The following is a 16,739-nucleotide window of genomic DNA, read 5'->3' as shown; positions in this document are numbered from 1 at the left end:
GTTTTTGGGCTCAAAAGGGACTTAAAATTTTCTTGGCCGACGCACCACACCCATTTGCAGACCGAACGGTTTGAAGACTGCATTCAAGGATTTGAGCGTGGGGTTGCCCTCGTCGTGTTCAATCTGGATCAACGTACGGACCGAGATTCTGCACATCCCGGCGAACTGGGTTTGCTGTAGCGTCGTGACATCCACCCTCAAGCGCTTCACCGCTTGGCCTAGCGTGATCTTGCCCTGCGTCAGATCGGCCTCAATGCTCTCGATCTTCAGTTGGCGCACATCAATGCTCAGGGTCATTTCAGCCCCCATTCTTGCTGAAACATGTCCAGACTATTTGAATCATCCTCACGACCACCGTCACATCCTGAAAGTGCAATACATTGCAGATAAACGAGGCCTTATTAAGAAAAATCTGCATTAACGTGCAGATATCATATGCCAGATTTACGCCCCCCCAGCAAAGCAGCTCTACTGTTTAATGCTTACCTCTGCGCTGAATATCGAGTATTTAATGCGCTTACGATAAACAAATACTCTTTATCAAGGATCACATACGCTACTTTCTGGTTTCACATGAAATAGTCACTTCGCCTTTAAGGACTACACAAATGAGAAATCAACGTCTTAAAAAAATTCTACTTTTCACTCTTTTCAACGGATGTGTTTTAAGCACAAGTGTCGTGCAGGCAAACTCTGTCAGCCTAAACGTTCAAAACTCAACCCCTGAAGTTTTGCAGCTTGTATCTAGTTCCCCTTCCGGAGTTTTTCCAGCCACTGTTGGGCCAGGACAGTCGCTCCCAGTCTCATATGATTTTGGGGGAACCTCTTCAGAGATGAGCGCTACCTACAAGCGTGTAGGGACTGGGACTACCTGTAGGTTTTCGGCTTCCCACGTAGTGTATGTTTCCGGCCCACGCTTTGCTAAAAACGCTGTATCAACCGGCGCTACATCTGCGACATGTCTTACATTTCAATCCCCTACATGGAGAATCCCCTACAACTACACTGCAACTTTCGCCTTTTACTACTAACACTTCAGGGCATCAACAATCAGAATTTCCTGAATAAATAAACGCAACCAGCCAGTTGCAGATTAATCATTAAAGTTATCTCAACAGACTGTCGATGTACTGCTCGACACAGGCATTTAATGACTTCTAAAGAAACCAGATCTGCAGACCTGAGTTGCCGAGGCTTGCCGATTCAGAGGAATTGTTATGACCGAAATTCGAGCAGATTTTCTGATGAACAATCGGGCTATTGCCCCAGGCGTGACGATTAAGTGGGTTGATAGCTCAACCGCCATGAGCCCAGACGCTGCAGCAGCTAAAGCGATGCCTGCCGGTGCAAGCGTCAATGTGTCTTTGTCTGCTGCCGCCCTGGAGATAACAGCCTTGTTACGCCGCACTGCAACCAGTAATGCTTCGGCGGCGGAGGGCTTTGACCCTTTGATGGAAGACCTTCACCAGCAACTCTCCACTCACGGCAAAGAGGCGCAGGCGCTACAGGAGTTGCCTAAGGGGCAGACGCAGCAACGTATCGCTCTGTCTCTACAGGCGAGCAACTATCTTCTGACATCGCTCTACGGCGGCGAAAAGCTGCACGACACCGTCGCCTCTAACAACCCATTCAGGGCACTGGACAGGCTTTCACTTTCACATATTGCCTTTGATGCTTCAGGGTCATTTACCTCGATCGAACGTCAGGTCGCGTTTCTGGATTTGACAGCGCGCGATATTGATTTTCGCAACCAGACATTTGATCTACCTGACCCGCTAAACGGCAACGACTTCAAAGCACCCTGGAACACTCTGACCAGCTACCTGAGGGATGCACAGATGGCATCTGGAATGAGCGAGGGTGAACGGACATGGCGTGGCTGGATGCCAGCCCATGAGCTGCATGCACATGCACAGTCAGTGCTGGATCGCCAAGGCATCGACAAGGTGGACTTTCCCGCTTACTCGAACCTCAAGAGCTCTAGCGATGCGGTGCTGACTGCGGTGATTGATAAAGAAGGCGTTAGCACCTGGATCAATATCCCCGTTGAGAAATTAATCGCCCAAGGGCTGTACCTTGGCCTGATCGAGTCTGCCGCCGATCAAACTTTTACAGATTGAAAGGGAAACGTCGTGCGAAATGCCTGATTTCACTCCCGCGTAGGAGCGAGCTTGCCTCGCGATCTTTTGATCTTTAAAAGATCGCGAGACAAGCTCGCTCCTACGGGACGGCGTCAAATCTCGGGTAAAAAAAAGGGGAGCACATGCTCCCCCGAGGTTTAAAGCGTTTGAATCAATGGCGTATCAGGCTTCGATTTCGATCAGGATTTCGCCCGGGTTGACGCGGTCGCCTTTGATGACGTGGATGGTGACGATTTTGCCGGCGATGGAGGCCTGTACTTCGGTTTCCATTTTCATGGCTTCGGTGATGAGTACCGATTGGCCCGCTTTGACGGTGTCGCCCACGCTGACCAGCACGTCGACGATGTTGCCCGGCATGGCGGTGCTGACGTGGCCCGGCTCGCTGGCTTGTTTGCGCTTGCTGGAGGAACCACCGACGAATTCGTTGAGCGGCTCGAACACCACTTCTTCCGGCATGCCGTCGATGGACAGGTAGAAGTGGCGCTTGCCTTCGGCCTTGACGCCCACACCGGTGATGTCGACGCGGTAGCTTTCGCCGTGGACGTCGATCACGAATTCGGTCGGCACGCCTTCGCCGCCCGCTTTGCTCACGCCACCCGCTTCAGGGATCGGCAGCAGCACTTCTGGAGCCAGGGTGCCCGCAGCACGCTCTTCAAGGAATTTACGGCCGATATCCGGGAACATGGCGAAGGTCAGCACGTCTTCTTCAGATTTAGCCAGCGCGCCAATTTCGCCACGCAATTTGGCCATTTCTGGCTTGAGCAGGTCAGCCGGACGCACGTCGATCAGTTCTTCGTTGCCAATGGCCTGACGACGGAGTTTTTCGTTCACCACGCCCGGCGCTTTGCCGTAGCCACCTTGCAGGTAGAGCTTCACTTCGTTGGTGATGGTCTTGTAGCGCTCGCCTGCCAGGACGTTGAAGAACGCCTGGGTGCCCACGATTTGCGATGTCGGTGTCACCAGCGGCGGGAAGCCCAGGTCTTCACGCACACGCGGGATCTCGGCCAGCACTTCGCTCATACGATTCAGCGCGCCCTGCTCTTTGAGCTGGTTGGCGAGGTTGGAGATCATCCCGCCCGGCACTTGGTTGACTTGTACACGGGTGTCTACGGCGGTGAATTCGCTTTCGAACTGGTGGTATTTCTTACGCACGGCGTAGAAGTACAGGCCGATTTCCTGCAACAGCGCCAGGTCGAGGCCGGTGTCGTATTCGCTGCCTTTAAGGGCTGCGACCATCGACTCGGTGCCCGGGTGGCTGGTGCCCCAAGCGAAGCTGGAGATCGCGGTGTCGATGTGCTCGGCGCCGTTTTCAACCGCTTTGAGCTGGCACATGGCAGCCAGGCCGGCTGTGTCATGGGAGTGGATAAAGATCGGCAGGCCGATTTCAGCCTTCAGCGCTTTGACCAGGTCGCCAGTGGCGAACGGTGTCAGCAGGCCAGCCATGTCTTTGATTGCGATCGAGTCGCAGCCCATGGCTTCCATCTGCTTGGCCTGCGCCACGAACGCCTCGATGGTGTGCACCGGGCTGGTGGTGTAGGCGATGGTGCCTTGTGCGTGCTTGCCAGCGGCTTTTACCGCTTCGATGGCCACGCGCAGGTTACGCACGTCGTTCATGGCGTCGAAGATACGGAACACGTCGATACCGTTAACCGCTGCCTTGGCGACGAAGGCTTTAACCACGTCGTCGCTGTAGTGGCGATAGCCCAGCAGGTTCTGGCCGCGCAGGAGCATTTGCAGGCGGGTGTTAGGCAATGCCGCACGCAGTTGGCGCAAGCGCTCCCACGGGTCTTCTTTCAGAAAGCGCACACAGGCGTCAAACGTCGCGCCGCCCCACACTTCCAGCGACCAGTAGCCGACTTTGTCGAGCTTGTCGCAGATCGGCAGCATGTCTTCGGTGCGCATGCGGGTGGCCAGCAAGGACTGGTGGGCGTCACGCAGGATGGTGTCGGTTACAAAGATTTTCTTGGACATTGTTTTATTCCTCACAGGCCCGCGTGGGCGGCGATGGCGGCGGCGATGGCCAGGGCCAGCTCTTCGGGTTTGCGCTTGATCGAGTAGTTGGTCAGTTCTGGATGGCTTTCTACGAAGCTGGTGTTGAACTGGCCGCTACGGAATTCCGGGTTACGCAGGATTTCCTGGTAATACGCGGCGGTGGTTTTGACCCCTTGCAGACGCATGTCGTCGAGGGCGCGCAAACCACGGTCCATCGCTTCTTCCCATGTCAGTGCCCACACCACCAGTTTCAGACACATGGAGTCGTAATACGGTGGGATGGTGTAGCCGGTGTAGATCGCTGTGTCGGTCCGCACGCCAGGCCCGCCTGGCGCGTAGTAACGGGTGATCTTGCCGAAGCTGGGCAGGAAGTTGTTTTTCGGGTCTTCAGCGTTGATCCGAAATTGCAGGGCATAGCCACGGTGCTGAATGTCTTCTTGCTTGATCGACAGCGGCAGGCCAGAGGCGATGCGAATTTGCTCACGAACAATGTCGATGCCGGTGATTTCTTCGGTGATGGTGTGCTCCACCTGCACCCGGGTGTTCATCTCCATGAAGTACACCTCGCCCTCGGCGAGCAGGAACTCCACAGTACCGGCGTTTTCGTAGCCCACGGCCTTGGCTGCGCGCACGGACAGGTCGCCGATGTAGGCGCGCTGTTCCGGGGTCAGTTGCGGGCTTGGGGCAATTTCGATGAGCTTTTGGTTGCGACGCTGAATCGAGCAGTCGCGCTCAAACAAGTGCACGACGTTGCCGAAGCTGTCACCGAGGATCTGCGCCTCAATGTGCTTGGGGTTAACGATGCATTTTTCGAGGAAGACTTCAGCCGAGCCAAACGCTTTGGTGGCTTCGGAGATCACACGCGGGAAAGCTTGTTCCAGCTCTTCGCGGCTGTTGCAGCGACGAATACCACGACCGCCACCGCCTGAGGTGGCTTTGAGCATGACCGGGTAACCGATACGGTCGCCTTCGATCAACGCTTCGTGGATGTCGGCAACGTTGCCTTCGGTGCCCGGCGTTACCGGCACACCGGCCTTGATCATGCTGCGGCGGGCTTCGGTCTTGTCGCCCATACGGCGAATGACTTCAGCGGCCGGGCCGATGAACTTGATGCCGCGTTCGGCACAAATATCCGCCAGCTCGGCGTTTTCTGACAAGAAGCCGTAGCCGGGGTGCAACGCATCGCAGCCGGTTTCAACGGCCAGGTTCACCAGCTTGCGCGGGTTCAAGTAACCGGCCAGCGGGTCTTCGCCAATGCTGTGTGCTTCGTCCGCACGCTTGACGTGCAAAGCGTGGCGATCAGCCTCGGAATAAACCGCTACGGAACGAATGCCCATCTCTGCGCAGGCACGCACGATACGGACGGCAATTTCTCCGCGGTTGGCGATCAGGATCTTTTTTATCACTTGGATTTTTCCCTAAAGCCCATGGAACAAACGACCTGCTAGACCAGGTCCGCACGTGTCCAAATGTGTCTGAACCGTTGCGTTGTCACACTAGTCCTACGCATGAATAAACAAAAATCAATAATTCTTGGGCCTGCCATTAGCAAAGACTTATAGTCAGGCAACTCACTTGCCTTAAGAAAAATCAATAAAATGCGTAAGTCATTGATGCGTATAACTTTTCGCCAGCTTCAGGTGTTCAATGAGGTGTGCGATTTGCGCTCTTACAGCCGCGCAGCAGAAGAAATGTCGCTGACGCAACCCGCCGTAAGTCTACAAATTCGTCAGCTGGAAGAGCTGATTGGCCAGCCTTTGTTCGATTATGTGGGCAAAAAGCTCTACCTCACCGAGGCCGCTGAAGCGCTTAAGCTGGCCAGCCGGGATATTTTCGGACGTCTCGAAAACCTCGATATGCAGCTGTCGGACATGCTGGGTTCGCTGCAAGGCCAACTGAAACTGGCCATCGAATCGAGCGCAAAATATTTCGTGCCGCATTTATTTGCCGCCTTTAAGCGCCAGCACCCAGAGGTCAATTTGCAGCTCACGGTGGTCAATCGGGCACAGGCCGTGCGCAGGCTTTCGGATAACCGCGATGACCTGGTGATCATGTCGATGGTGCCGCTGGACATGGGCCTGGAGTTTCTACCGTTCTTGAATAACCCCATCGTTGCCGTCGCCCCGGCCGGGCATCCGCTATGCGAGCGTGGCCCGCTGCGCTTGCAAGACCTTGAGCCGTATACCTTGCTGATGCGCGAGCAAGGTTCGGGCACGCGCATGGCGTGTGAGGAGTATTTCAAGGAAAAGCGCGTGCACTTCAATCAAACCCTGGAAGTGTCATCGAACGAGTCGCAACGTGAGTGCGCAGTGGCCGGGTTAGGCGTGGCGCTGTTAACGCGCCACGCCGTCAGCCTGGAGCTGGCGACCGGCTTGCTGCATGAGCTGCCGGTCGAAGAGTTGCCGCTGTATCGCAGTTGGTGCCTGGTGCAGGCTAAAGCCAAACGCCTGTCACCGGTGGCGCATGCGTTCCTGGAATTTATTCGCAGTGAACGCCAACAAATCAGCGCGCTGGTTGAGCGGTTCGACGGCCATTTGCCGACGGGGTCTGCCAGTAATTGAGTGCAGCGATATCAGGGTAATCGGCTGTTTCCAGGCGCAGCTGACGCTGGTCCGTAAGGTCTTCAATCGCACGACGAAAGGCCATGCGACGCTGGTCTTCTTGTTGACGGCGGGTTTTGACGGCGCTGTTGCGTTCTTCGTAAGGCTGGGCCATTTCGAGTCTCCCAAGGCGTGTACGGGAGTTTCACGATGGACTTTGTTTGTGACGACTTTGCGAACGTGCAGTGACAGGGGGATGAAACTGTGGGAGCGGGCTTGCTCGCGATTCAGACAACACGGTTTACCTGAATGATCGCAGCGATTCCATCGCGAGCAAGCCCGCTCCCACCGTGGATCTTCAACGCTCTTAATCTTCGTGGCTTTTCAGCGATTTTGGCGACAGACGCAGGCTGCGAAGGCTGCGTTTAACGCTTTTAAGGTGGTTGACCAGGCTCGGGCCGCGGGCCATGGCAACGCCCATCGCCAACACGTCAATCACCACCAGGTGGGCGATACGCGAGGTCAGCGGGGTATAGATTTCGGTGTCTTCGTGCACGTCGATCGCCAGGTTTACCGTCGCCAGTTCAGCCAAAGGCGTTTGGCTTGGGCACAGGGTAATTAGCGTCGCGCCACTTTCACGCACCAGGTTGGCGGTGATCAGCAAGTCTTTGGAACGCCCGGACTGCGAGATGCAAATGGCCACGTCTGTCGGTTTTAGGGTTACCGCCGACATCGCCTGCATGTGCGGGTCGGAATACGCCGCCGCCGTCAGCAACAACCGGAAAAACTTATGTTGCGCATCCGCGGCCACAGCGCCCGATGCACCAAAGCCATAAAACTCCACGCGTTGCGCTTGCGACATGGCGGTCACGGCCTGCTGCAACGCCACCGGGTCGAGCTTCTCGCGCACATCCATCAAGGTGTGCAACGTGGTGTCGAAGATTTTCAGGCTGTAATCGGCAACCGAATCATCTTCATGAATCGCAAATTGACCAAAACTGGCACCCGCTGCCAGGCTTTGCGCCAGCTTGAGTTTTAGGTCCTGAAACCCCGAACAGCCGATCGCCCGGCAAAAGCGCACGATGGTGGGTTCGCTGATCCCCACGCTGTGAGCAAGGTCGGCCATGGAACTGTGCATTACTGCCGCAGGATCAAGCAGCACGTGATCGGCGACCTTGAGTTCCGATTTACGTAACAAGTGGCGTGACTGGGCGATATGTTGCAGCAGGTTCAAAAGGCAGGACTCGGTCTGGAAGCGGCGGGCGCCGGGGATGTAGCAATCTTGTAGTTATACTACAAGAATTCGTTTTTTGCCCAACCAATACGTCGTAGTCTCGCAAGCCTTATCGGCAAAATGCCGTGTTTTCCGGGCATGTAGCCTTTCTTGCCACTACCAAATGGCGACACCGGCCCGCAATAAATCAGCCATGGCCTGAGCGTTGGTCGGGCTGCTGATCAAGTAACCCTGCACTTCGTCGCACTGATGCTCCTTGAGAAACGCCAGTTGCACTTCGTTTTCAACGCCCTCGGCCACCACTTTCAACTCCAGGCTGTGGGCCATGGCAATGATCGCCTTGGTGATGGCATCGTCCTCAACGCAGGTGCCCACGCCACGGATAAACGTCTGATCAATTTTTACGTAGTCCACGGCAAAGCGCTTGAGGTAGCTGAGCGATGAGTAGCCGGTGCCGAAGTCATCAATGGCCAGTTTCACGCCCAATTCATGCAACTGCTGGAAGGTGGCGATCACGTAGTCGACATTTTCAAGCAACTGGCTTTCGGTGATTTCAAGCTCCAGGCAGTGCGGCGCCAGCCCGGTATCTTCCAGCACCTGGCGCACCAGGCTGACCAGATTACCTTGGCGCAATTGATGGCCCGACAGGTTCACCGACACCCGTATTGGCGCCAGCCCCGCCTGTTGCCATTGCGCGGCCTGACGACAGGCCTCACGCAGCACAAATTCACCGATCAGCACGATAAGGCCAGTTTCTTCAGCCAGCGCGATAAAGTCGCTCGGCGACACACTGCCCAACTCGGGGTGATCCCAACGCACCAAGGCTTCAGCGGAATCCAGACGGCCGTTTTTGAGGCAAAGCTTAGGCTGATAAAAAACGCTGAGCTTGCGTTCGCCAATGGCTTTGCGCAGTTGATTTTCCAACTGCAAACGCTCAAGGGTGCTGTGTTGCAGGCTGTGACTGAAAAACTGAAACGTCCCGCCACCCATGTGTTTGGCCTGTTGCATGGCTTTGTTGGCCTGGCTGACCAACTGGGCGATGTCTCGGGCGCCATCGGGCAACAAGCTGATCCCCATTGATGCGCTCACCACCAACTCGTGGCCGTCGACCACTATCGGCCGGCTCAGCTTGCCCATCAGCCGGGTGGCAACCCGCGCCAGGCTGGTCAGGCTGCCGTAGGCATCGAACAGCACGGCGAACTCATCGCTGGAGAGGCGCGAAATGGTGTCAGCTTCGGGCAATGCCTTGGTCAGGCGCTCTGCAATTTTTTGCAGCACTTGGTCCGCTAGCTCCGGCCCGAGGCTGTCATTGAGCAACTTGAAGCGATCCAGGTCGATGTGCAGCAATGCCAGGTTTCTTGACGTGCCTTGGCGGACGCGCTGATTGGCCTCTTCCAGACGCTCTTTAAATAGCAGCCGATTGGCCAGCCCGGTCAGTTCATCAAAATGCGTCAGGTGACGCACCCGCGCCTCAACGATACGCCGCGCCGACAGGTCGGTAATAAAGGCCACGATATGGCTAACCTGCGCGGCGTCGTCACGCACCACCTTGAGTTGCAACCATTGCGGGTAGAGTTCGCCGTTCTTGCGGGTTTCTACCAGCTCACCCAACCAACTGTCGTGCTCTGCCAGCGAGGCCTGAATGATCGGAAAATGCCGCCGCGCATCGCGGCTGCAAGCCAGCTCATCAACACGGCGACCCACCAGCTCTGCCACGGCATACCCGCTGATCCGGCTGAACGCCTGGTTGACCGTGAGCATTTTGTAGGTAGGGTCAAGAATCACGATGCCTTCGCTGGCGGCCTCGAACACCGTCGACGCCAGCCGACGCTGCTCGACCTCGCGGGCGAGCTCGGCGTTGAGCTGCTCACTGCGAAAATTAGCGTCCTGCAGTTCTTCGAACACACTTTTGAATTTTTTATTACGCACTTTACGACGCTGATTAATCAGATCGATTCGCCAGACGAATGCACCCAGCAGAGCCAGAAAAAGCCCGAATCCTAAGCCGGAATATATCCCCAGGGAGGTAAAACTCTGATTCATCGGCAACGTTCTTATTCAAGGGAGATGAGCCAAAAAAGTCGCCCGAGCATACACAAGCAGTGCCCACGACCAAACGATGAGACGTCAAAAAATAGACGACATTATTGCAGTTAACCAAACCAATGACGTAACAGCTTGTAGACACTCTTTTTTGACGTTTGGCACAACGCCACGACAGACGGCCCAACAGAACTGGATTGGTGTTTGCCCGGTTTGCCCCGGCACCCTAGAATGCGTCGATGCGCGAAGATCTCTCTCTCTTGTTAAATTCCCTCAACGATGCCCAACGTCAGGCCGTCACGGCCAGTATTGGGCGTCAGTTGGTCCTGGCCGGCGCAGGTTCCGGCAAAACCCGTGTGCTGGTGCACCGTATCGCCTGGTTGATCCAGGTCGAAAACGCGTCCCCGCACTCCGTGCTGTCGGTGACCTTCACCAACAAGGCCGCTGCCGAGATGCGTCATCGTATCGAGCAGCTTATGGGGATCAACCCGGCCGGTATGTGGGTGGGCACCTTCCACGGGCTGGCACACCGCCTGTTGCGGGCTCACTGGCAAGAAGCCGGTTTGAGCCAGACGTTTCAGATTCTCGACAGCGATGACCAGCAACGCCTGGTCAAGCGGGTGATTCGTGATCTGGGGCTCGATGAGCAGCGCTGGCCGGTGCGTCAGGCCCAATGGTTTATCAACGGCCAGAAAGACGAAGGCCTGCGCCCACAGCACATTCAAGCCAGCGGCGATTTGTTCCTGGGCACCATGCGCAGCATTTATGAAGCCTACGAGGCCGCCTGCCAGCGTGCAGGCGTGATCGACTTCTCTGAGCTGCTGTTGCGTGCCCTCGATCTGTGGCGCGACCACCCGGGCTTGCTGGAGCACTACCAAAAACGCTTCCGGCACATCTTGGTCGACGAGTTCCAGGACACCAACGCCGTGCAATACGCCTGGCTGCGTTTGCTCGCCAAAGGTGGCGACAGCTTGATGGTGGTGGGCGATGACGATCAGTCGATTTACGGCTGGCGCGGCGCCAAGATCGAAAACATCTACCAGTACTCGACCGACTTCCCGGACGCCGAGACCATTCGTCTGGAGCAAAACTATCGCTCCACGGCCGGCATCCTCAAAGCCGCCAACGCCCTGATTGCCAACAACAGCGGGCGCATGGGCAAAGAGCTGTGGACCGATGGCGGTGATGGCGAAGCGATCAACTTGTACGCGGCCTTCAACGAGCATGATGAAGCGCGTTATGTGGTCGAAACCATCCAGAGCGCGTTGAACACCGGCCTGGCCCGCAACGACATCGCTATTTTGTACCGCTCCAACGCCCAGTCGCGGGTGCTGGAAGAAGCCTTGCTGCGCGAACGTATCCCGTACCGTATTTATGGCGGCCAGCGCTTCTTTGAACGCGCTGAAATCAAAAACGCCATGGCCTATATGCGCTTGCTCGAAGGCCGCGGCAACGATGCGGCACTGGAGCGGGTGATCAACGTTCCGGCGCGGGGCATCGGTGAAAAAACCGTCGAGGCCATCCGCGAGCACGCCCGTCACAGCGATGTGTCGATGTGGGAAGCCATGCGCCAGCTGATCGCCAATAAAGCCTTGCCGGGCCGGGCCTCTGGTGCCATCGCAGGCTTTATCGAGCTGATCGAGAACCTCGCCGCCAAAGTCATGGACATGCCGCTGCACCTGATGACCCAGACCGTGATCGAGCAAAGTGGGCTGATTGCCTACCACGAGGCGGAAAAAGGTGAAAAAGGCCAGGCCCGGGTAGAAAACCTTGAGGAACTGGTGAGCGCGGCGCGCAACTTTGAAAGCAATGAAGAAGACGAAGAGCTGTCGCCTCTGGCCGCCTTCCTTGGTCATGCTTCGCTGGAAGCCGGTGATACCCAGGCCGAAGAGCACGAAGACGGTATCCAGCTGATGACGCTGCACAGCGCCAAAGGCCTGGAGTTCCCGTACGTGTTCTTGGTGGGCATGGAAGAAGGGCTGTTCCCGCACAAGATGAGCCTGGAAGAGCCCGGCCGCCTTGAAGAGGAGCGTCGCCTGGCCTACGTGGGCATCACCCGGGCGATGCACAACCTGGTCATGACCTATGCAGAAACCCGACGCCTCTATGGTGCTGAGACCTACAACAAGGTTTCGCGCTTCGTTCGTGAAGTACCAAAAGGTCTGATCCAGGAAGTTCGTCTGTCCAACAGTGTCAGTCGCCCTTTCGGCGGCCAGAAACAAAGCGCCAGCACGCTGTTCGGCGGTTCGGAAATTCCCGAAACCGAATTCAAGCTGGGCCAGTTGGTTAAGCACGCCATGTTTGGTGAAGGCGTGATCCTTAATTTTGAAGGCGCTGGCGCACAGGCCCGGGTGCAGGTGAACTTCCCCGACGGCAGCAAGTGGCTGATGATGGGCTACGCCAAGCTAGAGGCCGTCTGACACGTTAATAGCCTGTAGGGCGAGCTGGCCTCGCGATCTTTTGAGCGTCAAAAGATCGCGAGGCAGGCTCGTTCCTACATGTATTACGTGACTTCAGGATCCGTCCTACACCCAATCAGGCAAAAGCCCGAAACATTTCACTGCTAGCCAGTCACACCTCACCTGTGCAACATGGCGCGCGTGTCATCCACAAATGGGAATTCCCTTTATGAAACGTTTTCTTAGCATCGCCATGGCGTTGTGCATCGGTTTAACGATGAGCCTCGACGCGAACGCCAAACGCTTCGGCGGCGGCAAAAGCGCCGGTTCAGCGCCAAGCCATCAAACTCGCCAAGCGGCTCCAGCCGCAGCAGCTCCTGCTGCCGCAGGCGCTGCGGGCGCCGCTGCCAAAGCCGGCGGTGCTTCGCGCTGGCTCGGCCCTCTGGCTGGCCTCGCGGCTGGCGGCCTGCTGGCCTCCATGTTCATGGGTGGCGGCTTCCAGGGTATGCAGTTCTTCGACATCCTGATCATGGCGGTCATCGCCTTTGTGATCTTCCGCTTCATTGCCGCGCGTCGACGCAAGCAACAAGCTGACATGGCCCCTGCTGGCCATGCGCCGATGCAACGCGAAGTGTTCGAGCAAAAGCCAGCCTTGAATTCGATCTTCGGCGGTTCTGCTGCTCCTGCCGCAGCCCGTCCGGTGATCAACGCACCGGCCTGGTTCAACGAACAGAGCTTCCTGGAAGCTGCGCGTAACCATTTCCAATCCCTGCAACAGCACTGGGATGCCAACGAAATGGACAAAATCGCCGAGTTCGTGACCCCGCAAATGCTTGAGTTCCTCAAGCGCGAGCGTGCTGAGCTGGGTGACGGCTTCCAGTCGACCTACATCGACGATCTGCAAGTTCAACTTGAAGGTGTAGATGATCGCGCCGACAAGACGATCGCCACCCTGACCTTCAGCGGCATCTCGAAAAACTCGCGTTTCGACCAAGGCGAAGCGTTCAGCGAAAGCTGGAACATGGAACGCCCACAAGGCGAGAACCAGCCTTGGCTGGTTGCCGGTATCCGCCAGAACGGCTGATCCCTCAGGCATTACATGCTGTAACCAAAGCCCCGGACTTGTCCGGGGCTTTGCATTTCACGATTGCACTTATAACGAGCTACTGTATAAAGCCCGTCATATAAACCGCGCCATACAGAGCATGAGGATTGAGGTCGTGGAAGAAATTATCGAACAATTACGTGAAGCCAACGAACCGGTACCAGTTCCTCTGGAACTGCCTGACGAGGACCTGCTGGTCGAAATCGAAGAACAATTGTTCATCGATATTCCTTTTGTCTTCCGGGAGTTTTTGCTGACCGTCAGCGACGTTGTCTACGGCAGCCTGGAGCCGGTCACCGTGACCGACCCTCAGTCCCACACCTACTTGCCGGATGTGGCGGCGAACGCCTGGGATGCCGGCGTTGATCGCAGCCTGATCCCCATCTGCCAGGACGGTGACGACTTCTACTGCGTCGAAGAAGACGGCACCGTGGTGCTGTGGTCCGCTGAAGAAGAGCTGGTCACCGAAGAAACCTGGGAGTCGGTTTGGCACTGGGCCCGCGACGTCTGGCTGGAAAGCTGATAAACGCCCTGTAGGAGCGAGCTTGCCTCACGATCTTTTAAACGATCAAAAAATCGCGAGACTAGCTCGTTCCTACACAGCTGTCAGTGGCTGCTTTCCTTGTGATTATCCAGCGTCTCCAGCAGCGCCACCTGCATACGCGTGTGAATACGCACAAACCAGCGCCACAACACCGCCGCAACGCCCGCTGCCACCACGGCAATCACGATCAGCAGTTCGTTGGTCGGCAAGATGCTCGCCGACAAGGCTGACAGCAGCAGAAAAATCACCAGCAACGACAGAATCGGGATCACTTCAGCGATCACCCGACGCACACGCTGTGTGTGCCGCCCGGCCATTTCCGGTTTAACGCCCATCTCGGCCAGCAACATCGACAACGCTTTGAGCTTGCGATACGCCGCAATCAAAAACGGCAGCGACAGGAGCAAGGCGAGGCCCCAGATGATGCCTTTCTGCCAGCTCGGCTCCAGGATCCAGCCCTGTAGGTAACGCGCGATCCGCGGGGCGAAAAAGCCGCCGGCAAAGAAAATAGCGATCACCAGGGCCAAATTGACGCCCACCTGCAGCAAGATCTTGCGGATCATCGCCGCGAGCAAAGCCCCCTCGCCTTGCGGCTGAATGCTGCGCAGCCATTCCCCATACAACCCAAACACCCGTGACACACGCCCCGGCACCACGTGCGACAGCTTGAGCGAGAGCGGGTCTGCGGCGCGAATCAGGTAAGGCGTCATCAAGGTAGTCAGCACCGATACCGCGACCGCTACGGGGTACAGGAAGCTGCTGGTGACCTGCAAGGTCATGCCCAGCGCCGCAATGATGAAAGAGAATTCGCCAATCTGTGAAAGCCCCATCCCGACACGCAGTGAGGTGCGTCCGTCATTACCGGCGATAAAGGCGCCCAGCCCGCACGAAAGCATCTTGCCCAGTACCACCGCGACGGTGATCACCACGATCGGCAAGGCGTACTCCATCAAAATGGCCGGATCAAGCATCAGCCCGATGGCGACAAAAAAGATCGCGCTGAACAAGTCACGCACCGGCTCGATCAAGCGTTCGATTTTCAGCAACTGACGGGATTCAGCCATGATCGCGCCGATCAGGAAGGCGCCCAGCACCATGCTGTATTCCAGCCGGACCACCAGCAGGCAGAAGCCAAAACACAGGCCCAGCACGGTGATCAGGAGCATTTCGTTGCTTTCAAAGCGGGCCACATAGGCCAGCACGCGCGGCACCAGCAAGATGCCGATGACCAGTGCGACGATCATGAACAGCGACAATTTGCCGACCGTCGAAAAGACTTCTTCCGGACTCACACTGCCGCTCACGGCGATGCTCGAGAGCAAGGCAATGATCCCGATGCCCAAGATGTCTTCCACGATCAGCACGCCAAAAATCAGCTGCGCAAAGCGCTCGTTTTTCATCTTCAGGTCGTTAAGCGCTTTCACGATGATGGTGGTCGAAGAAATCGCCAGGATCGCGCCCAGGAACAGCGAGTCCATGGTGTTCCAGTCGAACCAGCGGCCAATTTCGTAGCCGATCCAGATCATCAGCGTAATTTCCATAAACGCTGCGATAAACGCGGTAGCCCCGACCTTGAACAGTTTGCGCAGGCTAAATTCCAGCCCCAGGCAAAACATCAAAAAGATCACCCCGAGTTCGGCCAGGGTCTTGATGGTTTCTTCATCGTGAATCAGGCCAAAAGGCGGGGTGTGCGGGCCGATAATAAAACCTGCCACGATGTAACCCAGCACCACCGGCTGCTTGAACCGGTGGAACAGAATAGTCACCACGCCTGCGACCAGCATGATGACTGCCAAATCCTGGATAAAGCTGATGGCATGCATGGCGTGACGCTCCTTTATAATTTTTGCCCGGCAACAAAACGACAGGCCCAGCTTGATACGCTGCGCATCTCGATAGTTTTAAGTGTAGGAATTGTCCGAACGAAGGACATTTGCACGCTAACAGCGCGACTTCTGGCTGAAAGGCGGTGCAATATATGGAAACAGATACAACAGAGCGTGACGACAGCCAAAGCGACAGCGTCCCGTTATTAACTGTTTCAAAAAATCACAAAGCGTCCGCAGAGATGCCCACTTCACTGCTGCAACACAACCGCGAGCCTGCTGCTATGGAACCCGGAAACTCCCAATTGTCGATGACGGTCTTGATGACCCCGGACATGGCCAACTTCTCTGGCAATGTTCACGGCGGAACCCTGCTCAAGTACCTCGACGAGGTCGCTTACGCCTGCGCGAGCCGCTACGCAGGACGTTATGTAGTCACCTTGTCGGTGGACCAGGTTATTTTCCGTGAGCCGATTCATGTCGGCGAGCTGGTGACCTTCCTGGCGTCGGTCAATTACACCGGCAACACCTCGATGGAAGTCGGGATCAAAGTGGTCACCGAAAATATTCGTGAACGTTCAGTGCGCCACACCAACAGCTGCTTCTTCACCATGGTGGCGGTTGATGACGACCGTAAACCGGCGGCTGTACCGCCTCTGCAGCCATTGAACAGCGAAGATAAACGCCGCTTTATCCAGGGCAAGCAACGTCGCCAGATCCGTCAGGAACTGGAACAACGCTATCGCGAATTGAAAGACGAAACGCTCTAAGCCACACCACCCAACCTCTGTAATTACATGGACTCGCCCAAGCCGAGGCGTCTGTGCGCCACGGTGGCATTCTATTAGAAGCCAACGACAGCGAGGGCGAGTCCATGAAAAAGAATACGACGACCAATCAGTACGTGCCAACCGA

At 56.5% G+C, this 16,739-nt stretch carries 12 protein-coding genes and 1 pseudogene; 6 read left to right on the top strand and 7 right to left on the bottom strand.

Going from position 1 to position 16,739, the window contains the following annotated elements; genetic code table 11:
• Nucleotides 1–21: 21 nt before the first annotated feature.
• Nucleotides 22–297: a transcriptional regulator gene (locus tag TU84_RS24215; protein WP_048373812.1), complete on the bottom strand. Its 276-nt coding sequence runs from the start codon at nucleotides 295–297 to the stop codon at nucleotides 22–24.
• 920 nt (nucleotides 298–1,217) lie between these two features.
• Between TU84_RS24215 and TU84_RS24210 the strand changes: the two genes are divergently transcribed.
• Nucleotides 1,218–2,120, top strand: a complete 903-nt coding sequence (locus tag TU84_RS24210) for a hypothetical protein (RefSeq protein WP_048373736.1) — start codon at nucleotides 1,218–1,220, stop codon at nucleotides 2,118–2,120.
• Nucleotides 2,121–2,303: 183 nt separating this feature from the next.
• On the opposite strand, the gene oadA is transcribed toward TU84_RS24210, so the two are convergent.
• Both oadA and TU84_RS24200 read right to left on the bottom strand, forming a co-directional pair.
• On the bottom strand, nucleotides 2,304–4,112 hold the full coding sequence (gene oadA / locus TU84_RS24205) for a sodium-extruding oxaloacetate decarboxylase subunit alpha (protein ID WP_048373734.1): 1,809 nt from the start codon (nucleotides 4,110–4,112) through the stop codon (nucleotides 2,304–2,306).
• Nucleotides 4,113–4,123: 11 nt separating this feature from the next.
• Nucleotides 4,124–5,539 (bottom strand): acetyl-CoA carboxylase biotin carboxylase subunit, encoded by a 1,416-nt coding sequence (locus TU84_RS24200; protein ID WP_048373732.1) that lies wholly within the window; start codon nucleotides 5,537–5,539, stop codon nucleotides 4,124–4,126.
• A gap of 192 nt (nucleotides 5,540–5,731) precedes the next feature.
• Between TU84_RS24200 and TU84_RS24195 the strand changes: the two genes are divergently transcribed.
• On the top strand, nucleotides 5,732–6,694 hold the full coding sequence (locus TU84_RS24195; protein ID WP_048373731.1) for a LysR family transcriptional regulator: 963 nt from the start codon (nucleotides 5,732–5,734) through the stop codon (nucleotides 6,692–6,694).
• Here TU84_RS24195 and TU84_RS24190 read toward each other — a convergent pair.
• From TU84_RS24190 to TU84_RS24180, 3 genes and pseudogenes are all read right to left on the bottom strand, one after another.
• Nucleotides 6,636–6,848: a PA3496 family putative envelope integrity protein gene (locus tag TU84_RS24190; protein ID WP_048373729.1), complete on the bottom strand. Its 213-nt coding sequence runs from the start codon at nucleotides 6,846–6,848 to the stop codon at nucleotides 6,636–6,638. The genes TU84_RS24195 and TU84_RS24190 overlap by 59 nt on opposite strands.
• A gap of 192 nt (nucleotides 6,849–7,040) precedes the next feature.
• Nucleotides 7,041–7,907 (bottom strand): transcriptional regulator HexR, encoded by an 867-nt coding sequence (gene hexR, locus TU84_RS24185; protein ID WP_048373728.1) that lies wholly within the window; start codon nucleotides 7,905–7,907, stop codon nucleotides 7,041–7,043.
• 156 nt (nucleotides 7,908–8,063) lie between these two features.
• Nucleotides 8,064–9,743 (bottom strand): annotated as a pseudogene (locus TU84_RS24180) (putative bifunctional diguanylate cyclase/phosphodiesterase); the annotation flags it as partial.
• A gap of 446 nt (nucleotides 9,744–10,189) precedes the next feature.
• Here TU84_RS24180 and uvrD point away from each other — a divergent pair.
• The 3 genes from uvrD (at nucleotide 10,190) to TU84_RS24165 (ending at nucleotide 13,977) form a co-directional block, all read left to right on the top strand.
• The gene (gene uvrD / locus TU84_RS24175; RefSeq protein WP_048373726.1) at nucleotides 10,190–12,370 is read left to right on the top strand and encodes a DNA helicase II; all 2,181 of its coding nucleotides are present in this window, start codon (nucleotides 10,190–10,192) and stop codon (nucleotides 12,368–12,370) included.
• Nucleotides 12,371–12,578: 208 nt separating this feature from the next.
• Entirely contained in the window at nucleotides 12,579–13,433 is an 855-nt protein-coding gene (locus tag TU84_RS24170) for a Tim44 domain-containing protein (protein WP_048373724.1), read from the top strand.
• 136 nt (nucleotides 13,434–13,569) lie between these two features.
• Nucleotides 13,570–13,977 (top strand): SMI1/KNR4 family protein, encoded by a 408-nt coding sequence (locus TU84_RS24165; RefSeq protein ID WP_048373723.1) that lies wholly within the window; start codon nucleotides 13,570–13,572, stop codon nucleotides 13,975–13,977.
• A gap of 83 nt (nucleotides 13,978–14,060) precedes the next feature.
• Here TU84_RS24165 and TU84_RS24160 read toward each other — a convergent pair whose 3' ends face one another.
• The gene (locus tag TU84_RS24160) at nucleotides 14,061–15,821 is read right to left on the bottom strand and encodes a cation:proton antiporter (RefSeq protein ID WP_048373721.1); all 1,761 of its coding nucleotides are present in this window, start codon (nucleotides 15,819–15,821) and stop codon (nucleotides 14,061–14,063) included.
• 287 nt (nucleotides 15,822–16,108) lie between these two features.
• Between TU84_RS24160 and TU84_RS24155 the strand changes: the two genes are divergently transcribed.
• On the top strand, nucleotides 16,109–16,594 hold the full coding sequence (locus TU84_RS24155) for an acyl-CoA thioesterase (RefSeq protein WP_048373808.1): 486 nt from the start codon (nucleotides 16,109–16,111) through the stop codon (nucleotides 16,592–16,594).
• Nucleotides 16,595–16,739 lie beyond the last annotated feature (145 nt).

The sequence above is a fragment of the Pseudomonas helleri genome (genome assembly GCF_001043025.1).
Classification (GTDB): Bacteria; Pseudomonadota; Gammaproteobacteria; order Pseudomonadales; family Pseudomonadaceae; genus Aquipseudomonas; species Aquipseudomonas helleri.
The sequence above is the reverse complement of the archived record's forward strand: the minus strand, read 5'-3'. Positions and strand labels throughout refer to the sequence as shown.

What these genes read in the sequence shown, in the direction of transcription:
- TU84_RS24215 (WP_048373812.1), bottom strand. Translation starts at nt 297, where the DNA reads ATGACCCTGAGCATTGATGTGCGCCAACTGAAGATCGAGAGCATTGAG.
- TU84_RS24210 (WP_048373736.1), top strand. Translation starts at nt 1,218, where the DNA reads ATGACCGAAATTCGAGCAGATTTTCTGATGAACAATCGGGCTATTGCC.
- oadA (WP_048373734.1), bottom strand. Translation starts at nt 4,112, where the DNA reads ATGTCCAAGAAAATCTTTGTAACCGACACCATCCTGCGTGACGCCCAC.
- TU84_RS24195 (WP_048373731.1), top strand. Translation starts at nt 5,732, where the DNA reads ATGCGTAAGTCATTGATGCGTATAACTTTTCGCCAGCTTCAGGTGTTC.
- TU84_RS24190 (WP_048373729.1), bottom strand. Translation starts at nt 6,848, where the DNA reads ATGGCCCAGCCTTACGAAGAACGCAACAGCGCCGTCAAAACCCGCCGT.
- uvrD (WP_048373726.1), top strand. Translation starts at nt 10,190, where the DNA reads ATGCGCGAAGATCTCTCTCTCTTGTTAAATTCCCTCAACGATGCCCAA.
- TU84_RS24170 (WP_048373724.1), top strand. Translation starts at nt 12,579, where the DNA reads ATGAAACGTTTTCTTAGCATCGCCATGGCGTTGTGCATCGGTTTAACG.
- TU84_RS24160 (WP_048373721.1), bottom strand. Translation starts at nt 15,821, where the DNA reads ATGCATGCCATCAGCTTTATCCAGGATTTGGCAGTCATCATGCTGGTC.
- TU84_RS24155 (WP_048373808.1), top strand. Translation starts at nt 16,109, where the DNA reads ATGGAACCCGGAAACTCCCAATTGTCGATGACGGTCTTGATGACCCCG.